This is a genomic window from Marivirga sp. (assembly GCF_024636815.1).
GTDB lineage: Bacteria > Bacteroidota > Bacteroidia > Cytophagales > Cyclobacteriaceae > Marivirga.
This window is the reverse complement of the sequence record NZ_JAGXGF010000110.1, coordinates 1-21079: the sequence shown is the minus strand read 5'-3', so window position 1 is coordinate 21079 and position 21079 is coordinate 1. Positions and strand designations below refer to the sequence as shown.

General features: G+C 33.8%; 22 protein-coding genes and 1 tRNA gene. 8 read left to right on the top strand and 15 right to left on the bottom strand.

Annotated features, from left to right (window positions below):
* Window positions 1-164 precede the first annotated feature (164 nt).
* Entirely contained in the window at window positions 165-2606 is a 2442-nt protein-coding gene (locus tag Q0L29_RS08570; protein WP_296620830.1) for a zinc-dependent metalloprotease, read from the top strand.
* Window positions 2607-2684: 78 nt separating this feature from the next.
* Entirely contained in the window at window positions 2685-3113 is a 429-nt protein-coding gene (locus Q0L29_RS08565) for a hypothetical protein (RefSeq protein ID WP_296620828.1), read from the top strand.
* Between the two features lie 11 nt (window positions 3114-3124).
* On the opposite strand, the gene Q0L29_RS08560 is transcribed toward Q0L29_RS08565, so the two are convergent.
* From Q0L29_RS08560 to Q0L29_RS08540, 5 genes are all read right to left on the bottom strand, one after another.
* Window positions 3125-3460 carry a YnfA family protein gene (locus Q0L29_RS08560; protein WP_296620827.1) on the bottom strand — a complete coding sequence of 112 codons (336 nt, stop codon included), beginning with the start codon at window positions 3458-3460 and terminating at the stop codon, window positions 3125-3127.
* A gap of 16 nt (window positions 3461-3476) precedes the next feature.
* Complete coding sequence (locus Q0L29_RS08555) at window positions 3477-3731, bottom strand: hypothetical protein (protein WP_296620825.1); 255 nt, start codon at window positions 3729-3731, stop codon at window positions 3477-3479.
* Window positions 3712-4836: a glycosyltransferase gene (locus Q0L29_RS08550; protein ID WP_296620824.1), complete on the bottom strand. Its 1125-nt coding sequence runs from the start codon at window positions 4834-4836 to the stop codon at window positions 3712-3714. Before Q0L29_RS08550 ends, Q0L29_RS08555 begins: the two co-directional genes overlap by 20 nt.
* Window positions 4833-5723, bottom strand: a complete 891-nt coding sequence (locus Q0L29_RS08545) for a lysylphosphatidylglycerol synthase domain-containing protein (RefSeq protein WP_296620822.1) — start codon at window positions 5721-5723, stop codon at window positions 4833-4835. The genes Q0L29_RS08550 and Q0L29_RS08545 overlap by 4 nt, the downstream gene beginning before the upstream one ends.
* Window positions 5724-5836: 113 nt before the next feature.
* Complete coding sequence (locus Q0L29_RS08540) at window positions 5837-6421, bottom strand: hypothetical protein (protein ID WP_296620821.1); 585 nt, start codon at window positions 6419-6421, stop codon at window positions 5837-5839.
* Window positions 6422-6621: 200 nt separating this feature from the next.
* Between Q0L29_RS08540 and Q0L29_RS08535 the strand changes: the two genes are divergently transcribed.
* Window positions 6622-6966 (top strand): alkyl hydroperoxide reductase, encoded by a 345-nt coding sequence (locus Q0L29_RS08535; protein ID WP_296620819.1) that lies wholly within the window; start codon window positions 6622-6624, stop codon window positions 6964-6966.
* Complete coding sequence (locus Q0L29_RS08530; protein ID WP_296620818.1) at window positions 6938-7339, top strand: hypothetical protein; 402 nt, start codon at window positions 6938-6940, stop codon at window positions 7337-7339. Before Q0L29_RS08535 ends, Q0L29_RS08530 begins: the two co-directional genes overlap by 29 nt.
* Here the strand turns inward: Q0L29_RS08530 and Q0L29_RS08525 are convergent.
* Entirely contained in the window at window positions 7288-8130 is an 843-nt protein-coding gene (locus Q0L29_RS08525; protein ID WP_296620816.1) for an alpha/beta hydrolase, read from the bottom strand. The genes Q0L29_RS08530 and Q0L29_RS08525 overlap by 52 nt on opposite strands.
* Before the next feature lie 147 nt (window positions 8131-8277).
* Between Q0L29_RS08525 and Q0L29_RS08520 the strand changes: the two genes are divergently transcribed.
* The 3 genes from Q0L29_RS08520 to Q0L29_RS08510 all read left to right on the top strand — a co-directional run bounded on the left by Q0L29_RS08520 (window position 8278) and on the right by Q0L29_RS08510 (window position 12684).
* A complete protein-coding gene (locus Q0L29_RS08520) occupies window positions 8278-8700 on the top strand; it encodes a hypothetical protein (protein ID WP_296620815.1) in 423 nt (140 codons plus the stop codon).
* Window positions 8701-8733: 33 nt separating this feature from the next.
* Window positions 8734-10083, top strand: a complete 1350-nt coding sequence (locus Q0L29_RS08515; protein WP_296620813.1) for an MATE family efflux transporter — start codon at window positions 8734-8736, stop codon at window positions 10081-10083.
* Window positions 10084-10206: 123 nt separating this feature from the next.
* Window positions 10207-12684, top strand: a complete 2478-nt coding sequence (locus tag Q0L29_RS08510) for a TonB-dependent receptor (protein WP_296620812.1) — start codon at window positions 10207-10209, stop codon at window positions 12682-12684.
* A 422-nt stretch (window positions 12685-13106) separates the two neighbouring features.
* On the opposite strand, the gene Q0L29_RS08505 is transcribed toward Q0L29_RS08510, so the two are convergent.
* The 3 genes from Q0L29_RS08505 to Q0L29_RS08495 all read right to left on the bottom strand — a co-directional run bounded on the left by Q0L29_RS08505 (window position 13107) and on the right by Q0L29_RS08495 (window position 16301).
* Window positions 13107-13889: a patatin-like phospholipase family protein gene (locus Q0L29_RS08505; protein ID WP_296620810.1), complete on the bottom strand. Its 783-nt coding sequence runs from the start codon at window positions 13887-13889 to the stop codon at window positions 13107-13109.
* 42 nt (window positions 13890-13931) lie between these two features.
* Entirely contained in the window at window positions 13932-14780 is an 849-nt protein-coding gene (locus Q0L29_RS08500; protein WP_296620809.1) for an MBL fold metallo-hydrolase, read from the bottom strand.
* Window positions 14781-15356: 576 nt separating this feature from the next.
* A complete protein-coding gene (locus Q0L29_RS08495) occupies window positions 15357-16301 on the bottom strand; it encodes an acetyl-CoA carboxylase carboxyltransferase subunit alpha (RefSeq protein WP_296620807.1) in 945 nt (314 codons plus the stop codon).
* Window positions 16302-16595: 294 nt separating this feature from the next.
* Between Q0L29_RS08495 and Q0L29_RS08490 the strand changes: the two genes are divergently transcribed.
* Window positions 16596-16669 (top strand) — tRNA-Asp (locus Q0L29_RS08490).
* Between the two features lie 341 nt (window positions 16670-17010).
* On the opposite strand, the gene Q0L29_RS08485 is transcribed toward Q0L29_RS08490, so the two are convergent.
* The 6 genes from Q0L29_RS08485 to Q0L29_RS08460 all read right to left on the bottom strand — a co-directional run bounded on the left by Q0L29_RS08485 (window position 17011) and on the right by Q0L29_RS08460 (window position 20969).
* On the bottom strand, window positions 17011-17481 hold the full coding sequence (locus tag Q0L29_RS08485) for a hypothetical protein (RefSeq protein WP_296620805.1): 471 nt from the start codon (window positions 17479-17481) through the stop codon (window positions 17011-17013).
* Window positions 17482-17535: 54 nt separating this feature from the next.
* On the bottom strand, window positions 17536-18222 hold the full coding sequence (locus Q0L29_RS08480; protein WP_296620804.1) for a nucleotidyl transferase AbiEii/AbiGii toxin family protein: 687 nt from the start codon (window positions 18220-18222) through the stop codon (window positions 17536-17538).
* Window positions 18185-18736, bottom strand: a complete 552-nt coding sequence (locus Q0L29_RS08475; protein WP_296620803.1) for a hypothetical protein — start codon at window positions 18734-18736, stop codon at window positions 18185-18187. The genes Q0L29_RS08480 and Q0L29_RS08475 overlap by 38 nt, the downstream gene beginning before the upstream one ends.
* Window positions 18737-18960: 224 nt before the next feature.
* A complete protein-coding gene (locus Q0L29_RS08470; protein ID WP_296620801.1) occupies window positions 18961-19422 on the bottom strand; it encodes a hypothetical protein in 462 nt (153 codons plus the stop codon).
* Between the two features lie 12 nt (window positions 19423-19434).
* On the bottom strand, window positions 19435-19914 hold the full coding sequence (locus Q0L29_RS08465) for a hypothetical protein (protein WP_296620799.1): 480 nt from the start codon (window positions 19912-19914) through the stop codon (window positions 19435-19437).
* A 647-nt stretch (window positions 19915-20561) separates the two neighbouring features.
* Window positions 20562-20969 carry a hypothetical protein gene (locus Q0L29_RS08460; protein ID WP_296620797.1) on the bottom strand — a complete coding sequence of 136 codons (408 nt, stop codon included), beginning with the start codon at window positions 20967-20969 and terminating at the stop codon, window positions 20562-20564.
* Window positions 20970-21079 lie beyond the last annotated feature (110 nt).

Here is a 21079-nt window from a genome sequence, read left to right as displayed (position 1 = left end):
ATTGGACAAATGTAAATTTGGTAAAAATAATGAAAGACAGATTTGTGACAATAGACAATAGAATGACAAATAGACAATTTATTTTAAAATTGACCATCTACAGAATTCTGTCTAAATCTTTTGGGATAATTTTTTACCTTTCAGAAAATTAATTGAATATAACCATGAAGCAATATTTCTATATTTTCATTCTACTATTTGCAGTTTCATGCAATGCATTAAAAAGTAATAAAAGTGCAGAGCCTGAATTATCCAAATTCGACAAGTTGATTTCCGGTAAAGAGAAATTCAGTGGGTTCATTAATTATTATTGGGATGCAGAGAAGGGAAAAATCTATCTTGAAATTGATAAATTAAATGAAGAACTAATTTATGTGAGTTACCTGTCTGCAGGCTTGGGCTCCAATGACATTGGACTTGACAGAGGCCAAATAGGAAACAGCAAAATCATCAAATTCGAGAAGATCGGGAATAAAATTATGATTTTTGAACCGAATTATAAATTTAGAGCTGACTCCGATAATGAGGCAGAGAAAAAAGCCGTTAAAGATGCTTTTGCTCATTCCATTATTCACGGATTTGAAATCGAAGCTTCAAATGATTGGGCACATTTAGTAGATGCCACTGATTTTTTCATCAAAGATGCTCATGGAGTTAGCAAAAGATTAAAACAATCAAATGAAGGCACTTACAGTTTAGATAAAAGTCGTTCTATTTTCAACATGGAAGGTTCCAGAAATTTTCCTGAGAATACGGAATTGGATTTTTGGATCTCATTTAAAGGTGATGCAAAAGGAAGAGAGATTTATTCTGTAAGTCCTGATGCAGATAATATTACTGTTCGCCAGCACCATTCTTTTGTTCAGTTACCCGATGATAATTTTCAGCCAAGGAAATTTGATCCAAGAGCCGGTTATTCCGGTACATTTTATAAAGATTATGCAGTTTCGATTAATGAGGATATCAACCAAAGACTTATTAAACGACATAGATTACAAAAGAAAAACCCTGAAGCAGAGAAAAGCGAGACTGTTGAGCCTATTATTTATTATTTAGACCCCGGAACTCCAGAGCCAGTTCGTTCTGCTTTATTAGATGGAGCCAAATGGTGGAATCAAGCTTTTGAAGCAGCAGGATATGAGAATGCATTTCAAGTGAAAATGTTACCAGAGGATGCTGACCCTTTAGATATTCGTTATAATGTTATCCAGTGGGTACATCGCTCTTCCAGAGGATGGAGTTATGGAGCAAGTGTGGCTGATCCAAGAACCGGAGAAATCATCAAAGGACATGTTAGTTTAGGCTCCCTGCGAGTAAGACAAGATTTCTTAATCGCAGAAGGCTTATTGGCTCCTTACAATAAAAGCGGTAAAAACAATGCTATGGAAGAAATGGCATTAGCGAGATTAAGACAATTATCCGCACATGAAGTAGGTCATACTATTGGATTGGCTCACTCTTATGCGTCCAGCACTGAAAATGATGCTTCTGTAATGGATTATCCTCATCCCAATATTGAATTGGATGAAAAAGGAAATATAAGTTTAGTGAATGCTTATGCAGAAAACATAGGGCTTTGGGATAAATATGCCATTCGATATGGATATGAAGAAATCCCGACTGGAGAAAATGAAGAAGAGTATTTAAATAGCATTTTGGCTGAAGCCAATGAGAAAGGCTTAAGCTTTATTTCGGACAGAGATGCCAGAGCAACAGGTGGAGCACATCCTTATGCGCATTTGTGGGACAACGGAAAAGATGCAGCTGTGCAACTAAACCATTTATTAAATGTAAGGGAAAAAGCACTATCCAAGTTTGGCGAAAATGTGATTCAATACGATAGACCATTAGCTCAAATTCAGGAAGCCTTAGTTCCCATTTATTTCTTGCATCGTTATCAAGCAGAGGCCACCGTAAAATTAATTGGAGGACTGGATTACTCTTATAAAATGAGAGATGATAATTTAAAGAAAATGAGCATTGTACCAGCTGAATGGCAATTAGAAGCAGCCAATAGCTTAGCTAATGCTGTGAAAGCTGAAAACTTAGCTTTACCGGAACAATTGCTGAATACGCTATACCCAAGACCATTAGGTTTCTATGACAATAGAGAATTATTAAATGGAAAGACTGGAGTAACTTTTGATGCAATTGGTGCTGCGGAACAAGCATCGGCCATGGTTTTTGAATTAGTGATGCATCCTCAACGATTAAATAGATTAGTTGAATATCATGCCCGAGACAATAAAAATCCAGGAATTCAGGAAACAATGGATGTTTTTGAAGATATTTTATTTAATCAAAAGGTTGAAAATAATTATCATGAGGCTATCCAGTTGACCACACAATCTGTTTTTGTTAATCAATTAATGAAAACCGTTCAAAATGGATCGCTTTCTGCACTTGCAAGAGCTGAATTAATGTCGGTATTGAAGGATATTTCTGCTCAACTTTCAAAAGCTAACTATAGAGACAGCGATTTGAAAAAATCACATAATCAAATGATTGTTACTCAAATAAAACTCTTTTTGGAATCGCCTAAAGAATATGATGTAGCTCCAATTCCTTCACTACCTCCTGGTAGCCCAATTGGGAGTTGTGATTAATAAATTATAAACAAAATATTTCAACTGGAACTATCGTTTCAGTTGAAATATTTTGTCAAACTTCAATCTTAAACCAATATGAAATTTATTATTGCTTTTGCCTTAATCTTTTTACCTTTCTTATCATTTTCTCAATCTGTTGTGAGTTATCATCAGTCTCCTAATGGCGGACAAGCAGCTTATGCTTACGAATTCAATGAGAGATTCAGGCCTGAAATCCGATTATATCCCAATACAGCTATTGAGGACCTCATTGTAAAACTAATGTTCAATTATGACTGGATCGAAGAAGAAAACTATGAATTCTACAGTGGTATATCATTACTAGGTTCTACTCTTGGAGGACCAACTTTTGGCTTACCAATTGGATTAAATTTTTATCCTTTTGAAAATAAAAAATTCGGTTTTTTAATGGAATTCTCACCTAATTTCCCTTTTGATGAAGGTGGTGTTGCTTACTTTGCTGGTAGTTGGGGTATTCGGTACAGATTTAATAAAGGGGAATAAACATTCTACTTTTAACTATTGCGTGGAGCATACATAATGATTAGCATTCCTATTAAGGCTATGGTGCCCCCTATCAAATCATAGCGGTCTGGAACAACACCATCTACCTTCCATCCCCAAATAATAGCCATGACAATAAATATTCCACCATAGGCAGCATACACTCTACCAAAATTGGCAGGTTGCCATGTGGCAACTACTCCGTATCCTATTAAGATGATTCCTCCAAGTACTCCTACCCACCATGGCTTTTCTTCCCTTAAGGTGAGCCAAACTAAATAACCGCCTCCTATTTCACAGAGCCCCGCTAAAATAAAAATTGAGATTGATTTAAAGATTGCTAGCATTTAAAACTATATAAAATTAAAATCCATTATGCTCCAGTAAGCCCTTCTTAGTTGCCAGAAAATATAAATCATTCCAGGGTATGCTATTCAATTCTTTGTTACCATCATATTCCTCATCATGATTGATCAGCATTTTGATATATTCTTTCTGATTCAATGAATACAAATGCTTTTGAACATCTTCATCTTTCCAATCCAATGCACTTTTCACATCCTTAAAGGATTGCACAAAATATAACTCATCTAAAAGATCAATTTCCTGCTCGTTCATTACTATTAAATTTTCTTTCTTTCCAGGTATAGCTACCAAAATTAGCCAATAAGCCAAATATCAGGACATAAAGGCTATAAAACAACTGCAAAAATACAAAAGCAATAAATTTGAATTCCTTATCCTGAGATTTTAAAATTAATGAAATAAAAATTCCCTCTGTAATAATTTTCAAAAAAACAGTTGGCAGAAGAATTAGAAATTGAGCTGAGATTAAACTGTAAATAATAGCTACAATATAGATTAAATGAAAAGACCATATGGCCAATGCCGGCAGACTATCTTTCAGACTTGCACTAGCACTCCACTTTACAGCCCATCGTTTTCGTTGCCTATAAAATGAATTGAAATTTTCAGGGGCTTGGGTTTCCACTATTGCTTCTTTTTGGAAGAATATTGCATTGGGGTATTCTGCCTTTATTTTTTGCAAGAGAAACACATCATCTCCGGAAGGGATAGAAATATTATCCGCATAAGGATTAAGCTTTTCAAAAGTTTTTTTTCGGAAGGCCAGGTTTGCCCCATTTGCCATATTTGGGTTTCCAAGCTCAATGCTTACTGCCCCCACTCCTATCAATGGTGCAAATTCCATTTGAAATATCCGAGAGATAAAGTTTTGAGGTTTAAAGACTACACTGCCACTGACCAATTGAATATGTTCAATTTCAAAAGGCGCCTGCATTTTTTGAATCCAATCTTTAGGGAAACTGCAATCTGCATCGGAGGTCAAAATAATCTCTGACTCACTATGTTTAATACCTGCATTGATAGCTGACTTCTTTCCATTCAATTTTGCAGGGAGACTCAAAACCGTGAGTTTAAATGGAAAGCTTTTATCAAATGATTGAATAATTTCTTTAAAACTATCTTCTGAATGATCATTGATTAAAATCACTTCCAATAAGTCAGCAGGATATTCTAAATATGAAAGACTATTCAATAACTCGCTGAGATTCTCCTCCTCATTTCTAAAAGGAATGATGATAGAAACCGATTTTAATTCTCCGCTTTCATTGAATTCAGGTAATTTTCTCCAGATTTTAGAGGCAAAAAGCAAGGCTAATGCATAAAAGAGGATAACAATGGAGAAAAATGCAAAAATCATGCGTTTTTCAATTTAAGTTTTGGAATGAAAAATAATCCAATAAAAGCAGGTAATGCAATATTAATCAACCACAAAATTAATCCTGAAGCTATAATGGGCGCTACATCAATTCCTAAAGTTTCAAAAAATAAAGCCACGCTAAATTCTCTTATGCCCAAATCACTTAAAAAATTGAAAGTGGGCAATATAGATTTAGCTAAAAACATAAAGGCTACTCCCATGAACTGCATGAATATACTGATTTTTAAACCTAAAATGGAAAGCAGCAATAAAAACTGAGCACTAAAAATAAGATATCGCAAAACTGAAAAACCCGCTAAAAGACCAACTAATTTCAAGCCCATCTTACGAACAGGCTGAACATAGTCCTGAATTTTAGGATGGTTTCTTTTCATGAATAAAACCAAAAGCAGTATAGCCAAAAGAAGTCCCAATATGCTTAAAATAGGATACGATAAAGAGATTGGAATATCGAATTGTGCTATACTTTTTCTAGAGTAGATGTAAAAAGCAATTAAGCCAAAAATAGCAGTAGGCAACATCTGCATCATTCTGCCAACCAGAATAAGACCTAATGCTTTTTTCCTATTATGATGGGTCAAAGAAAATACTTTTGCAAAATAATCTCCAACAGCATGCGGAGTTACAAACCCTAATGCAATTCCAGCCAGCACACCTGTTGCGGCCTTTGAAACTGAAATATGAGTAATGGGTTCAATGGAGTATTTCCACTTTAGAACTTCCATATACCAATTAAAAGGCATTAGAAAAATTACCAGAAGTAAGATAAAAAGGTTATTACTGAAAAGTTGAAAGGCAGATGCAAAACCAGATTTATCTTCACTTATTTTCTCATAAAGAAACAATAGTACCAGTATGGTTACCAATATTTTAATAATGAGAAGTAAAGCCTTTTTCAATGTATATGATAAAAATAAAAAACCACCTTACAATGATGCACATTAGAAGGTGGTTTTCAAAATTTGAGTAATTTAATATTTTATCGTCTTTGCTCTTCTAGCTTATTTAAAGCAGTTTGCAATTCTCTTTTAATCTTAACCTGCTTATCGTGAGAACGTTTTCTTAAATCTTCCAACTCTTGGTCGATTAATGCCTTGTCCTTTTTCGCTTGACGAGTCATTCTATAGCTATTTAAGTACATCACATAAACAATTACCAAGCCTGCAATCAAAACCACTACTATACTCCACATCACGATATTGTAGGTGGTTTTAGACATTGGAATACCTAATAAAGGCATTTCATCTACTGCATCTTGTGTTACTTCTAATTCACTTTTAAGCTCCGTCATTTGAGATTTAGCTGAGTCTCTTTCCGTTTCCGCCTGAAGTCTAGCACTCTTTGCTGTAGATACACTTTCTTTTAAAGTGCTAATAGAATCATTCATTATCTGACCGAAAGCATTTATTTTTGAAATAGAAATAACTTTATACTTCTCAAAAGTTTCACTGCTTTCAATCATGTTTTGATATTGATCTGATAGTTTGGCATCTTCTTGCGCCTTAGCATCAAACTGAATTGCAAAAGCAATAATTGAAAAAATAACCAAAATCTTAAATCTCATAATAATTTATTTATCGTGTAAATCCCCGCGTTAATTTGTTGTAAATATAGTTTGAACGAATGGAATTAAAAAAACTTATACTTAAATGAATTATAAAATTCGCTATTTCTTTCAACATTTTCAAATTATGAAAGTTGTTGGGACATGAATTTAGAAAATCAAAAAATAACTTTAAGGATTGCAGCCATCTATAATATTTTATGGGGTGCCTGGGTAGTGCTTCTTCCACAGCATTTTTTTTTGATTTGGTAGGGATGGATAAAATCAATCATCCAATGGTATGGCAAGGAATGGGAATGGTCATAGGCGTATATGGATTAGGTTATTGGTGGGCTTCTTTCAATCCGCTTCGTCACTGGCCCATTATCATGGTAGGTTTTTTAGGTAAAATTTTCGGTCCTTTAGGCTTTCTCTTCAATTATTTACAAGGAATTGTTCCCTTTGAATTTATTTATACTTTAATTACCAACAATTTTATATGGTGGATTCCATTTTTCTTAATTTTAAAAGATGTTCATGTTAAAACAAATTGGAAATTATCTTAAAAGTAAATGGTCAGTTAGATTAATGACTATTTTTTATTTGATAGCAGGTTTCAATCACTTCATCAATCCCGATTTCTACTTACCTTTAATTCCCCCATTTTTTAATTCCCATGAAAAAATCAATGTTTTAAGTGGAATAACTGAAATAGTGCTAGGGATAGGAATCTTATTTTATCCAAGCAGAAAATATGCCTCCTATGGAATCATGATTATGTTGCTTGCATTTATCCCTTCCCATGTTTATTTTATTCAAATTAATTCCTGTATAGATGGCGGATTATGCGTCCCAGAATGGGCTGGCTGGTTTCGCTTAGTAATCATTCATCCGGCTTTGCTACTTTGGGCCTGGGAAGCAGGGAAATCGTCTTCCTGAGTATATTTATGTTCATGAGTAAAGGAAAGAGCCAGTTCATTAAAAATTTCAGGCTGATCAATATTACAAATATGTCCTGCTCCTTTCATTTCCTTTATTAATACCGATTTGTGTTTATTTGCAAAGCCTTTAGCCGAGTTTAAAAAGATATAATCATCTTTGCCCATAATAGTTAATGCAGGAAAATTAATATCCTGATTATAGAAGCGGTTCAATAATCTAAAAAACTCATTGTACAATCCTACCCATTTCATATACTCAGTAGATGAAAGTTTTTGAGCTTGCTTTTTATATATTTCCCTAGATTTTTGGTGTTTTCCGAAAGGCATTAATAAATAGGAGAATATGCTATACATCCATTTATATGGTAGAAAAAGATTGAAGAACCTCGCTAATTGCACAAATGATTTTATTAATACATTAGCCTTAAAAATACCACCAGCAAAAATAGCACTTGCCACCAAATCTGGATGTTTGATGCTCAAGTCTTGCATAATTACACTCCCAAAACTTAAAGTGATAAAGTGAGCCTTATCAATTTGATATTGATCCAATACTGTTTTAATGTCCTTAGTAATAATATCAAAATTATATTTTTCGAATTCAGGTTTAATATCTTTCGACTTTCCATGATCTCTTAAATCAATCAATAGCAAATTGTAAAATGGTCTGAAAGCATCTAATTGATATTTCCAAGTGGCTGTACTCCCTCCGGCACCATGAATAAAAACAATCCATTCTTTTGAGGAAACATTCCGAAAAGTGACAGCATTAAGTGATGTTTTTTTCATAATGTTAAAACATCGACAATTAGCTTTTGTTATAAGTTTTATTCAATACATATTTGAATTATTAAATTGTATTTCAACACGGTCAAAGAATAGAAAATACTATTCAAAATTTCTTTTTTAAATAGTTGCAATTTTTAAACTCGATAAATGCTTCAATACCTTAAAGAATTATCAGACTTTGGCTTATTAATATTGATTTGGCTGGTACAACTCATCATCTACCCTTCTTTCACCTATATGGAAAAAGTCAATCTGATGGCCTGGCATCCAAAATACACTACTATGATTTCAATAGTGGTTATGCCCTTAATGCTTTTTCAAATTGGTAGTACTTTTTATTTAACCTATACGGATTTTAATTATATATTTTTAGTCCAAAGTGTTTTAATTATTCTGCTGTGGATCTCCACATTCACTCAAGCGGTTCCTTTGCATAATCAGATCAATTCTGGATTTGAAATTAAAAAGGCTGCTGACAATTTGGTTCAAGTCAATTGGAAACGAACAATTATGTGGACAGTAATTGTAATTTTAAATTTCATTGACAGATATACAACATTACATAATTAATGTAGTTACATTAAATTGCATTAACTGTTAAGAATGACCACCTCAAATGAATTTGGCACTAAGCCAATCAATTATCTGCTACGTAAACAAGCCATTCCATCTGCCATTGGGATTCTGACATTATCTATTTACGGAATAGTAGATACTATATTTGTGGGGAATTTTGTGGGTTCAATAGGTATAGCTGCTATTACAGTGGTAATTCCCATAACATTCCTTATCTCATCAATTGGAATGGGTATTGGAATTGGAGGTGCATCAATTATATCCAGGGCCTTAGGTTCCGGAAAGCCGGAAAAAGCCAATAAAACCTTTGGTAATCAGTTGACGCTTACCTTTATTTTAGGAATATTTTTCAGTTTAAGTTGCTGGATTTTTATTGAGCCTATCCTTAAAGCATTTGGTGCAAAAGGTGAAATTTTGCAGCCCACCATTGATTATTTCAGCATTATTTTATTAGGGATACCCGTTTTGGCTTTTGCCATGATGTCCAATAGCATTTTTAGAGCTGTAGGCTATCCAAAAGTGGCCATGGTAGTGATGATAGTTCCAGCAATAGTAAATGTCATATTAGATCCTATTTTCATTGCGGTTTTAGATTGGGGAATAAAGGGTGCGGCCTGGGCAACCACTTTTTCTTATATCTTTAGTGCATTGTATGCTGCTTACTTTTTTCTGAGCGGAAAAACCGGTTTTAAAATTAGTAAAACAGATTTAATACTCAACCTAAAATTAACAGGTGAAATTTTCTCTATAGGTTCAGTTACAATTGCCAGACAAGGGGTAGTAAGTTTATTATTTTTGGTATTGAATAATTCATTATTCAAATATGGTGGCGAAAGCGCCATCGCAACCTATGGAATTATCAACCGCATGATGATGCTGGTAAATGTACCGGCCATTGGAATAACGCAAGGCTCTATGCCAATTATTGGATACAACTATGGGGCAGAATTATTTAAGAGGGTAAGCTTAACCCTTAGAAATGCCATAATTTCAGCCACGGTGCTTTCCTCCATAATTTATGCAGCTATTTTAATCTTTACTCCACAGATTGTAGGCATTTTTACTAAAGACCAAGATTTAATTCAGCAAACAGTGCCTGCATTAAGAATTACATTTTTAATGACTCCGCTCATTGCATTTCAATTAATCAGTGCAGCATATTTTCAGGCTTTAGGAAAAGCATTGCCTGCCTTACTCCTGACCTTAACCAAACAAGGATTTTTCCTTATTCCTCTCCTATTGATATTGCCTAATTTTTATCAATTAGATGGGATTTGGATAGCATTTCCAATTGCCGACTTAGCAACTGCTATCGTTTGTATGAGCTATTTGGTATATGATAGTAAAAAAATTGTATTAAACCCATCTTCAATATAAGATAAAACACATTTCCTTTTATCATCAATTAGCAATTATAAAGACTACAGAATTGCCTTCGGTGTATTATCAATAACATTATCAGCTCTGAAGTGTCTAACTTTGTAGCAATAAATTAAAATTATGAAATACAGAATATTATTAGCCTTATTATTTATCAGCAGTCTTTCCCTTGCACAGCAAAGAGGTGGTTATGGTGGAGCATCAAATTCTCAAATCACAGGAAAGATTACAGGAACCATAGTTGATGGAGTAAGCTCTGAACCAGTGTCTTATGCTACCATAATCATTAAATCACCAAAAGACGGAGAAACAGTTAATGGTGTAGTAACCGGAGATGACGGAAGCTTTAAATTAATTGGACTCAAACTCGGGAAATATATAGTAGAGGTTTCTTTTGTAGGCTACCAAAAATTCACTCAAGAAGTTGAATTAACTCCTAAAGATCCAGATTATAATTTTGAAAGCATCAAACTTACTACAGACACTGACCAATTGGATGAAGTAGTAGTTTCAGGTCAAAGAGAAACTATAGAAAATAAAATTGATAGAATTGTTTATAATGCTGATCAGGATATTGCCAATATGGGTGGAGATGCTTCAGACGTACTTAGAAGAGCACCCTTATTAACTGTTGATCAGGATGGTAATGTTTCTTTAAGAGGGAACCAAAACGTACAAATCCTTATAAATGGCAAGCCAAGCAGTATGTTTGGGGCTAATACAGGAGATGCCTTAAAAATGATTCCTTCAGACCAAATTAAAAGTGTGGAAGTGATTACCTCTCCTTCAGCAAAATATGATGGCGAAGGCACCGCAGGTATTATCAACATCATTACTAAAAAGCAGACACCTCAAGGATTTGCAGGGAATGTGGATTTAACAGCCGGTACACGTATCAATCGTGGAGTGGTAGGAATCAATGCAGGAAAAGGTAGATTAGGTTTTAACGCCAATGGTAGCTCATTTTATTCGTGGCCACAATACGCCACCACTGATTTCTATCAAAAAACGGTAGTAAATGGACAAACTAATATTAGAGAACAAAATGGTCAAAATCTTAGTAATAGATTAGGCTATTTTGGAAATATGGGCGCATTTTATGATTTCAATGCCTATCATAGTTTATCTACTAGTTTAAGATTAAGAGGATTTAACAGTACTTCTTCCGGTACCAATACCGTTTCAGAAGATTTAGGTGGAAATGAAAGTACTTATCAAAGATTTCAAGATAACTTCTCTCAAAACTGGGGGTATGAATGGTCATTAGATTATGTCATGAAATTTCCAGATCAGGAAGGAAGAGAATTTTCTGCTTCCTATAAAATTGATGGAAACGTAAGAGATCAACAATTTGAGATCGATCAAGATGCACCTGAAAATTATGAAGTTGCCAGAAACATTAATGATGGCAACAATAGAGAAAATACCATTCAGATTGATTATGCGCATCCCTTTGGAGAAAAATTTAAATTAGAGACTGGTTTTAAATCCATTATCAGAGATATTGACAGTGATTTTAGATATGAAGAACAGCCGGAAGGTGGTAATAGCTACCAGGTTGTGGACAACCGAACAGATATATTCTATTATAACCAAGACGTATATGCAGGATATGTTTCTACTCAAACAAACATCACTGAAAAACTAGGTCTAATTGCAGGTGTACGATATGAATATACTGGTCTTCAGGGAAGCTTTGATGAAGCAACTGAGCGTAATTTTGATCCAATATCATATGAAAATTGGTTACCAAGCGTGATTTTAAATCAAAAATTCGGGAAATTCAATTCCGTTAAATTGTCTTACAATAGAAGAATTCAACGTCCTAGTTTGGGAAATGTAAACCCTTATGTAGAAATTGGAAATATTAGAAACATTAGCTTTGGGAATCCTGATCTTAATCCTGAATTATCAGACAATTTCGAATTAGGATTCAGTAGTTTCTTAAAAGGAACTTCAGTAAATCTATCCTTCTTTTACAACGATATAAGTGAAGTAATCCAATCCATCATTTACGAAGATCCTGAAAGAAATGCCACCGTTACTACTTTTGAAAATGTGGGGACACAGCAAAATCTAGGCTCTAATTTGTTTATTTCTACCGAATTATTCAAAATATGGACCATTCGTGGAGGTATAAATGCTAACTATTTTATGTCAGAAGGGGTTATCCAAGGCCAAGCAGTAGAAAATAATGCGTGGTTGTTTAGTGGAAACATTAATTCCAACATCAAATTACCTAATGACTGGATGATAGATGCTTTTGGTTTCGCACGACCAAGAAGACAAACCTTGCAAGGTTATAATCCTGCTTTCTCCATTTTCGGAATGGGTATTAAAAAGCAAATTTGGGAAAAAAGAGGAAGCATTGGCTTATCAATTATAGAGCCATTTAAAGCTAGAAAGCCATTTGAAACTGAATTAGGAGATGAAGACAGTAATTTCTATCAAAGAAATGTATTTGCTATTCCATTCCGATCTTTTGGTCTTAATTTCAGCTACAAATTTGGTCAGTTAGATTATAAAGCCAGACAAAAAAGAAGTAGAATCTCCAATGACGATCAAAAATCAGGTGGAGATGATGGACAAAGTTTTTAAAATTTTAATAGTAAATTGATTTATTGAGTTTAATTAAAAGCATTTTCAGAGTTTAGGCTTTGGAGGTGCTTTTTTTTGAGTAGACTTCTGATGATAGTTATCTCATATATACTTTATAAAGTATTTAATGGAAATGTAATCCTAATTATCTTTTGCAGTTTCTTCCTTTTCTTTTTTTTTGACAAAAAAGAAACACAAAGTCAGGACAAAAATATGCTACAGCCCACATCCTCATCTGGCCCGCATTTTTGTCCTACTTCCCGCTCTTTCTAATCAAATTATATTTGGAATATTAAAATTTCACCATTTTTCATGAGAAGCCTAAAATATTCCCTTCTCTTTTTTGAAGAGAAGGGTGATTCGCTAGCTAGCGGATCGGGATGAGTTATCTCCTAATTTATCAAAATCATTCTACTTTAAGCTCAAACAGACTTAGAAAGCCCTTTGATTGGATGATCTTCCGGTAGCTTAGAGAATGTACTTTTAGCACTATCATAACCAATGTCAAAAATTTCCTTGGCCTTGGAGATTGAAAACACTTTATAATTTGATAGCTCATCAGGTTCAATAAAGATATCACACAATTTGGCTTGTTCTTTTGTTTGATAATTGATAATCATCAGCATTGTTCGCTCCAGCATATCCTTCATGCTATTGTTTTGATTTGAAATCCCAACAGGATTACAATTGACGCCTATAGTGAAATCGACATGCGATTTGAGCAAGTTTACTGGAAGATTATTGGTAATTCCACCATCTACATATGAGTCTTCACCTATGGTGATCGGTTTAAATATGACTGGAATGCTGGCAGAGGCTAGAAGTGGTCTAATCAATTTGCCAGATTCATAATTTACATTTTCTCCTTTGGTAAAATTTGTAGTAGAAACAATCAGAGGGATTTTTAAATCACTGAAGGAATCTTCAGGGAAATATTCTAAAAGTAAACCTGAAATTTTCTCTAAGTTAACTAAGCCTGACCAGGACATAGCCGGTCTGAAAAATTTAAGAAAATTAATATCGGATATAATTTCCAAAGTTCTTTTGGGTTCATAGCCTGCAGCTAAAAACGCACCTGCAATGGCACCAGCACTAGTACCGGAGATCATATCAGGGCGTATATTTTGCTCATACATATATTGTGCTATGCCTAAGTGTGCAAAACCTCTTGCCCCACCCCCGGAAAGTGCTAATCCTATTTTCATCTTTTTCAATTAATTTTTACGAAGCTCACCTCATCCAAGGGATTATAAAACCTCTGACAATTTGAATGTTTGATCTAATCGCACACCTTTTTCAGTATGCTTTACAGTACAACATTCATTTTCAGCATCATGTTCTAAAAATATGATGTAATTATTATCCGCTGCTTCTTTTAAGAATTTTTCTTTCTCATCTAAAGTCAAAAGTGGTCTTGTATCATAACCCATCACATAAGGCAAAGGAATATGCCCAACAGAGGGTAATAAATCTGCTGCAAAGACTATCGTTTTGTCTTTATATTTGATTTTGGGTACCATTTGCTTGTCTGTATGGCCATCAGCATAGAGGATATCAAACTGTGAAAATGGAGAAGGCTTACCTTTATCAGCAAAATGCAAATGTCCGCTTTCTTGCATAGGCATTATATTTTCTTTTAAAAAGCTGGCTTTCTCTCTTGCATTAGGTTCCGTTGCCCATTTCCAATGTTCTTGATTGGACCAATATTTAGCATTCTTAAATTCTATATCTAATTTAGTACGTTCAGTATCCTGCCATTTTACACCACCACCACAATGATCAAAATGGAGATGAGTTAAAAACATATCAGTTACATCATCTTTAGAGAATCCAGCCTTTTTCAATGAGCCATCCAAACTTGCGTCTCCATGCAAATAGAAGTGACTAAAGAACTTTTCATTTTGCTTGTCCCCTATCCCATTATCAATTAATATTAATTGGTTACCGTCCTCTATAGCCATACAACGCATAGCCCAGGTACACATATTATTTTCATCAGGCGGGTTTGTCCTGGACCATAATGATTTGGGCACTACCCCAAACATGGCTCCTCCATCTAATTTAAAAAATCCGGTTTCTATAATATGTAAATTCATAAAAGTCTACTTTTATTGAGATTTGAAGTTATAAAAAAAATGGCTCTTAAAAATGGAAAAGATCACATTCTTAAAAGCTATTTTATATGTGGTAATTGTAACTTAGTTAAAACCTGTTATCCTCAATTATTGGATACCAAAGCCATTTAAATAATAAACCCTCAGATAATTAAAAGTATCTTGAAACAAAGCCAATGGAATCTAAATAAAGATGTAGTAGACCGAATTCAATTGATGAAATAATTAATAGCTAACTCCCCCACTTTCGCCTAAGCGAAAAGCGGGATGGAGGGTAAAATGGCGGGCCAGCGTTGGCATTTGTGGGTAGTAGCATCATTTTACCTAGATTTTTTGCCAGCCAATAGCTGGTCAGCCTCTGGCTGACATACTTTTTCATCAATGGAAAAAGTATGAATGATAAAGCCAGCAATAAAATACAAAAATCGGTGATATAATGCTTATCTCTGCTCTTTAGAAAATTATGAAATACAGTGCTTTAATTTCATAAAAAAAATGGCTTTTAAAAATGCAAAAGATCACATTCTTAAAAGCCATTTTATAAGTGGTAATTAGTGCTTATTTGACAACACCCATTCCACTAAATTTATTGATTCTTTCTTCTATTCTTTTTTCTACTGATTTTTTATCCAGCGCTTTGAAATTCTTCAAAATAGTCTTTTTCACTTCATCAGCTACGGCCTTTAAATTGGTATGTGCTCCACCCAATGGCTCCGGAATAATTCCATCAATCAATTTATTCTTTAACATATCAGGAGCCGTCAGTTTAAGCGCTTCAGCTGCCTGTTCTTTATAATCCCAGCTTCTCCATAAGATAGAAGAACATGACTCTGGAGAAATCACGCTATACCAGGTGTTTTCCAGCATCAGGACTTTATCACCTATGGCGATACCTAAAGCTCCACCAGAAGCTCCTTCACCTATAATGATACAGATAACCGGAACCTTCAACATGAACATTTCCTTTAGGTTACGCGCAATGGCTTCACCCTGCCCTCTTTCTTCAGCTTCTAAACCCGGGAAAGCGCCTGGAGTATCAATCAAAGTAACGATAGGCTTGTTAAACTTCTCAGCCATCTTCATTAGCCTTAAAGCTTTTCTATAGCCTTCCGGATTTGCCATTCCAAAATTTCGTTCCTGACGCTGTTTGGTATTTCTACCCTTCTGCTGCCCAATAAACATGAAAGTTTGATCATCAACAGTCCCAAAACCACCCACCATGGCTTTATCATCCTTCACTGTTCTGTCACCGTGTATTTCAACAAAATCATCGGTGATTTCATAAATATAATCCAATGTGTACGGTCTGTCGGGATGACGAGACAACTGCACTCTTTGCCATCGGGTTAAATTTTGGAAAGTCTCTTTTTTTAAGGACACAATTTTATTTTCTAATTTTTTGATGGCATCAGAGATATCAACATCGCTATCTTCGGCTAATGATTTCATCCCTGCCAATTTATTTTCTAATTCAACTATAGGTTGTTCGAATTCCAAAAGCATTGTTTATTATTTTTAAATAAATGTAAAATTAATATTAAATTTTAAAGACACACACAAAAATGTAGAAATGAAAAAAAAATGAAAAATTTACTCAGTAAGTTTTGCAATTAATAATTAAGCACCTACATTTGCATCTCCTTAAACGAAAGGACAATCGCAAAAGCTGCAAATAAGTAATTTAGAGCGAAAAAAAATTGAAAAAATAATAGCAAATAAGTTTTGAATATTAGAAATAAAATTCAGTTATTTGCACTCCGATTTCTAAGAGAGAAACGGTAAGAAAATAAAAATATTGGTCCGGTAGTTCAGTTGGTTAGAATGCCTGCCTGTCACGCAGGAGGTCGCGAGTTCGAGTCTCGTCCGGACCGCTAAAAGCTCACTTTTTAAGTGGGCTTTTTTTGTTTATAGACTTTTTTAAAATTTTTTTTACAATATCAATCCGTTTCTTGATCTTAATCAGTGAGTGTCCTCGGGCGTCATGGCGAGGCACGAAACCATCTTAAGCCTGATCTAACTAACCTTAGATTGCTTCACCCTAAAGATCCTATTTATAAAGAAATTTCTATGCTTATGGCAGACTTTGAAAAGTCGGACATTAGTTGCCCTGAAAACCCCAATGTCTGACATGAAAAATGTCCGACATTTCTGAAAAACCATTTGATAGTTTGATCGCATATTATTCCATATTGGAATGCGAAATAATCCTCGACTACTCAGGAATGCTTACTATTTCGAACATCCAATTTTTTTCTACTTTGTACCTTCTATGAAAATTGGGTTTTTGCAATCCAGCAAAAATAAGACCTCCTGCGGGTATGATTAAATAAAAAGCATTTGGGTCCACCAATACGCCTAGTATTACGCCCATTCCACCGGCAACAAAGCCTGTATAAAGAAATAAGCCAGTTGTCAAAATGGAAGTCAAAAGTGGATTACGTTTTAAATATTTGATGTCTGCTAATGGTATTTTTTTATTATCAATTATTATCGCATTATGCACTACGCTATAGCGGCCCGAAAGCTTTTTATCGTCCACTGTTTTAATGATTATTCTATTGTTTTCTTTTATAAGTACTTCTTTTTGACTATCCTGTTTAGTAATTCTAAGGGCTTTTTGCTCTTGAGCAAATAAAACATTTGCAAAGAATATACTGATCAAGAGGATGATTACTTTTTTCATAATTTAATGTTGTTTATTATTTTTCAAATTAGCCATTTCTTAACACAAATATCTTCATACCATAATTTCTTTCAATTGATTTAAAATTATTTGATACCTCTCCTCACTTTCTTCATAATACAGATGCCCAATAATTGCTTCTTGCAAATGCTCACTATTTAAAATATTGTTAAAACATTCTCTTAAATATTCCTTTACCTCTGTATCAGATACTAAAATTGACTTAGTAAAATCAGATGTGTAGTTTAATATATAAACAATGTCCTCAAAATCATGACTAGTTCTGGCATCCTTACTCCCTCTTCCTTTGAAAGCATCAAATTTTGCAGCCAAAAAATAAGATAAGGGCATAATTTTAATAGATATATCATCTAATTTCTTAATTACTGCCAGTTCAAAACCTTTTTCAAACCAGCGATTTGCAGGTGCCCATCCTACCTGATGTGTTGACATTATATCTACTTTAACATCGTCTAAACTAAATCGACATATAACATCATCGGTATGTGATTGCTTAAACCCTCTTTGATTTAGTTTCTCTCTTAACTTTTCTAAATCGCCACCAGTTAATATTTTAAAGCTAAGGTCTACATCTTTAGTTGGCCTAACATCATCTGCTGCAGGGTCATCAATATATAAGCTCACTACAACACCCCCAACAAAAACAACTTGATCATTTAAATCTCCCAGTGCTTTAGCAACCTTAATAGTAGCTTTCCTGTTGATCTGCGTATTCTTCATTTAATAGTTCTCTTCTTAGTAGCTGTATAGCTAGATTTTTTTCTCTTGTTTTACCTACCCGTACCGCATCGATTAAAGCTAAATATGAGTGAAATTGTGGGTTTTGCAATGCTGCCTGAACTACTGATGGATATAAAGGAATTATAGCTTGACCTCTAACAGTACCTTTAGCATGAGGCCAAACAAATTCTTCTGAGCTTTGAATTTCCTCCTTTAAAGGATGGGCTGAATGGGCAGTTGGCACACCTCTTACTAAGGCGCCAGGTTGCTGAGGAAAAGCATACTTAATACCGTACTGAATAAAATCCATCAGTGCTTGTTTCATTACTTTATAATTACCTGCCAACAAACCTGCATATCTTGACCTATTCAATGATTTACTAATTTCGGACTGACTTAACCCTAAATTATTAGCAAGCATTACTTGTGATAATTCTTCTTCAGCGGACATTGTAATTCGTATTAAAACGGGAATATCCAAAGGACTCATACTCTGTTTCTTTTGTAAATTCATGATAACATTCCATATTCGAATATACAATAATAGTAATTAAACATCTAATTTACAATATATTATGGATTTATATTCTGTATTGGAATATAAAATAAAAAATCTACATTATTAAGATTAGCTATAATAAGGAAGAGAAATTACTTAGTTCTTGTCAACCTAGTTCTCAAAGTCTCTCCTATTTTTCTTAAACTAAAAGGAATTCAGCATAAAGAGGTCTTAAACTTTTAATCCGTTTTTGGATTTTCATCAACCTCATTTGTTACAAATTCTAAATCCTCTTTAAGAATTTCTGAAACGTTTAGAGTTGGTAGAATGAAATTATCAAATTCAGTATTATCTAACTTAGCATGTAAGACACCCCTTGCTGTACCGACAGTTAGAACTGTAAGATGGGTTAAAAAGCCTTTCGGTATGACTAATTTATTGGTTTTGATATTTCTAAAATTATCAAAGGATTTAGGATCAACGTCAAAATCACAATGAAGCTTTAATATAATAAAAGGTCTTTCCTGACACTTAAACATTGCTGAAAATTTCACCATAACAGTATTTTCATCTGAATTAATACCAAAGCCATAACCAGCTTCAATATTTACATCCTCACCTTCCTTATAAGAATTGGTGATGGTTGCAAATTCATCTGTCTTTATTGATCTTACTGCGAAAGATACTTTCTTGTCTGCCATAATTAATTTGACTTATGCGGCTAATGCGTAATTAGACTCCCCTACTTTTACACTTTTTGATGCAACTTTAGAGGTTTCAATCTTTGAAACTATATCATTTGTAATTTGAATATAATCGACTGATTTTACGGATTTTTCCTGATTTTTTAATATATCAGATTTTTTAAATTGAATCTCAAACTGCTTTATAATGGTTGAGTAATAAAATACCATCTTCTTTTTAACTATTACTTCATCTTCTCCAACAGTATTAATAAGCTTTTCCCCTAAAACGGATTCAATTATGGCAATAATTTCATCGATTGTTATTTCGCAATAATAACACTTATCAGCAACTGACAATTCTTTAAAAGTCTCTGGCTTCAACTGCTGTTTAAATACTTGATTATAATAAGCTTTTCTCCAAGCTGGTAATTCCGACTTTAAATCTTTTTCAGATTTTTTAATGGCTAAATAAATATCATCGATTTGCATGTCGGTACCTGAAAGCACCTCGCCCCTTTCAGTATGAAAAAATTCAGCTGTATATTTATCTATTATACTGCGTTTATCTTTAAGATTGTACTTTAAAAATTCTTCTAATAAAGATGCGTCTATTAGTTCTTTTTTAGGTTTTTTTCAAAAAGGTAAAATCTTAACCTGGATTTGAAACTCTCATTTGATTTTGATAAGTAAATCATAATTGTTATTGCTAAAAATTTCAGAAATTTGCTTCGACAGTAAATAAGCCTTTAATATAGGTAACTTATCAGAAATAAGTACTTTATATTAATCAAAATCTAATCTTTGCTAGCGGTGAAAATTAATTTTCAATTACTTAGAAATCCTCACTGACAAGATTTATTCAGTAAGAGCGATCTTAGGTAAGCAATCCGTAGGGATCAAATTCGAATATGGAATAACTTGCAATAAGCAGATAGCAAAAGCGGTAATTACATTTTTAAGAGAAAGGTGTGGTTCGGAGGATTTTCAAAAGTTGATATTCTACTCGAAGCTGGAAGCTTCTTTTTATATTTTCCTTACGGTTTTTTAGGATATTTTACATTCAAAGGATTTAGAATTTATAGAAATAGATTTTTCTATAAGCATGTTAAAGCTGTTCTAGCTTGAAAAACATCAGAGACAATAGAATACAAGCTCTATTGTCTCTTTATAAACACAAACTCCCCACCTTCATCACCCGTATTTTGAATCACACCCAACTGAGGCACAGTGGAAGAGTTGTTTAGTATGGCAGGTCTGATGCTGTAAAAAAGCTGACTTACTGGTAAGTAAGCTTCCTGATTTTCATCTAACCTCTTCATTAAATATTTTATAAAAACACTTTCATCGGGCACTTTAGTTAAAGTACCGCTAGTTAGTGCTTTCCTACTTGGAAGTTGATACAATTTAGAAGTAGCATAAGCACTTACACTTTCTGCGGAACGCATTTTAAAATTCCCACCAGAAAAGCAGGCATCCGTCACTAAAAGTGTGTGTTTCGAAAGAATTGCGGTGATATAGTCTCTTAAATTACTATTAACCTGAGTTCGATTAATAATCATCATAAATACATGCTGAATTTTCCATAGACGGCATGAAAAAGTCATGTTTTTTCATTATATTAAGTTGTTGATTACCAATAACATAACTACTAAAACATGACTCTTACAGACGT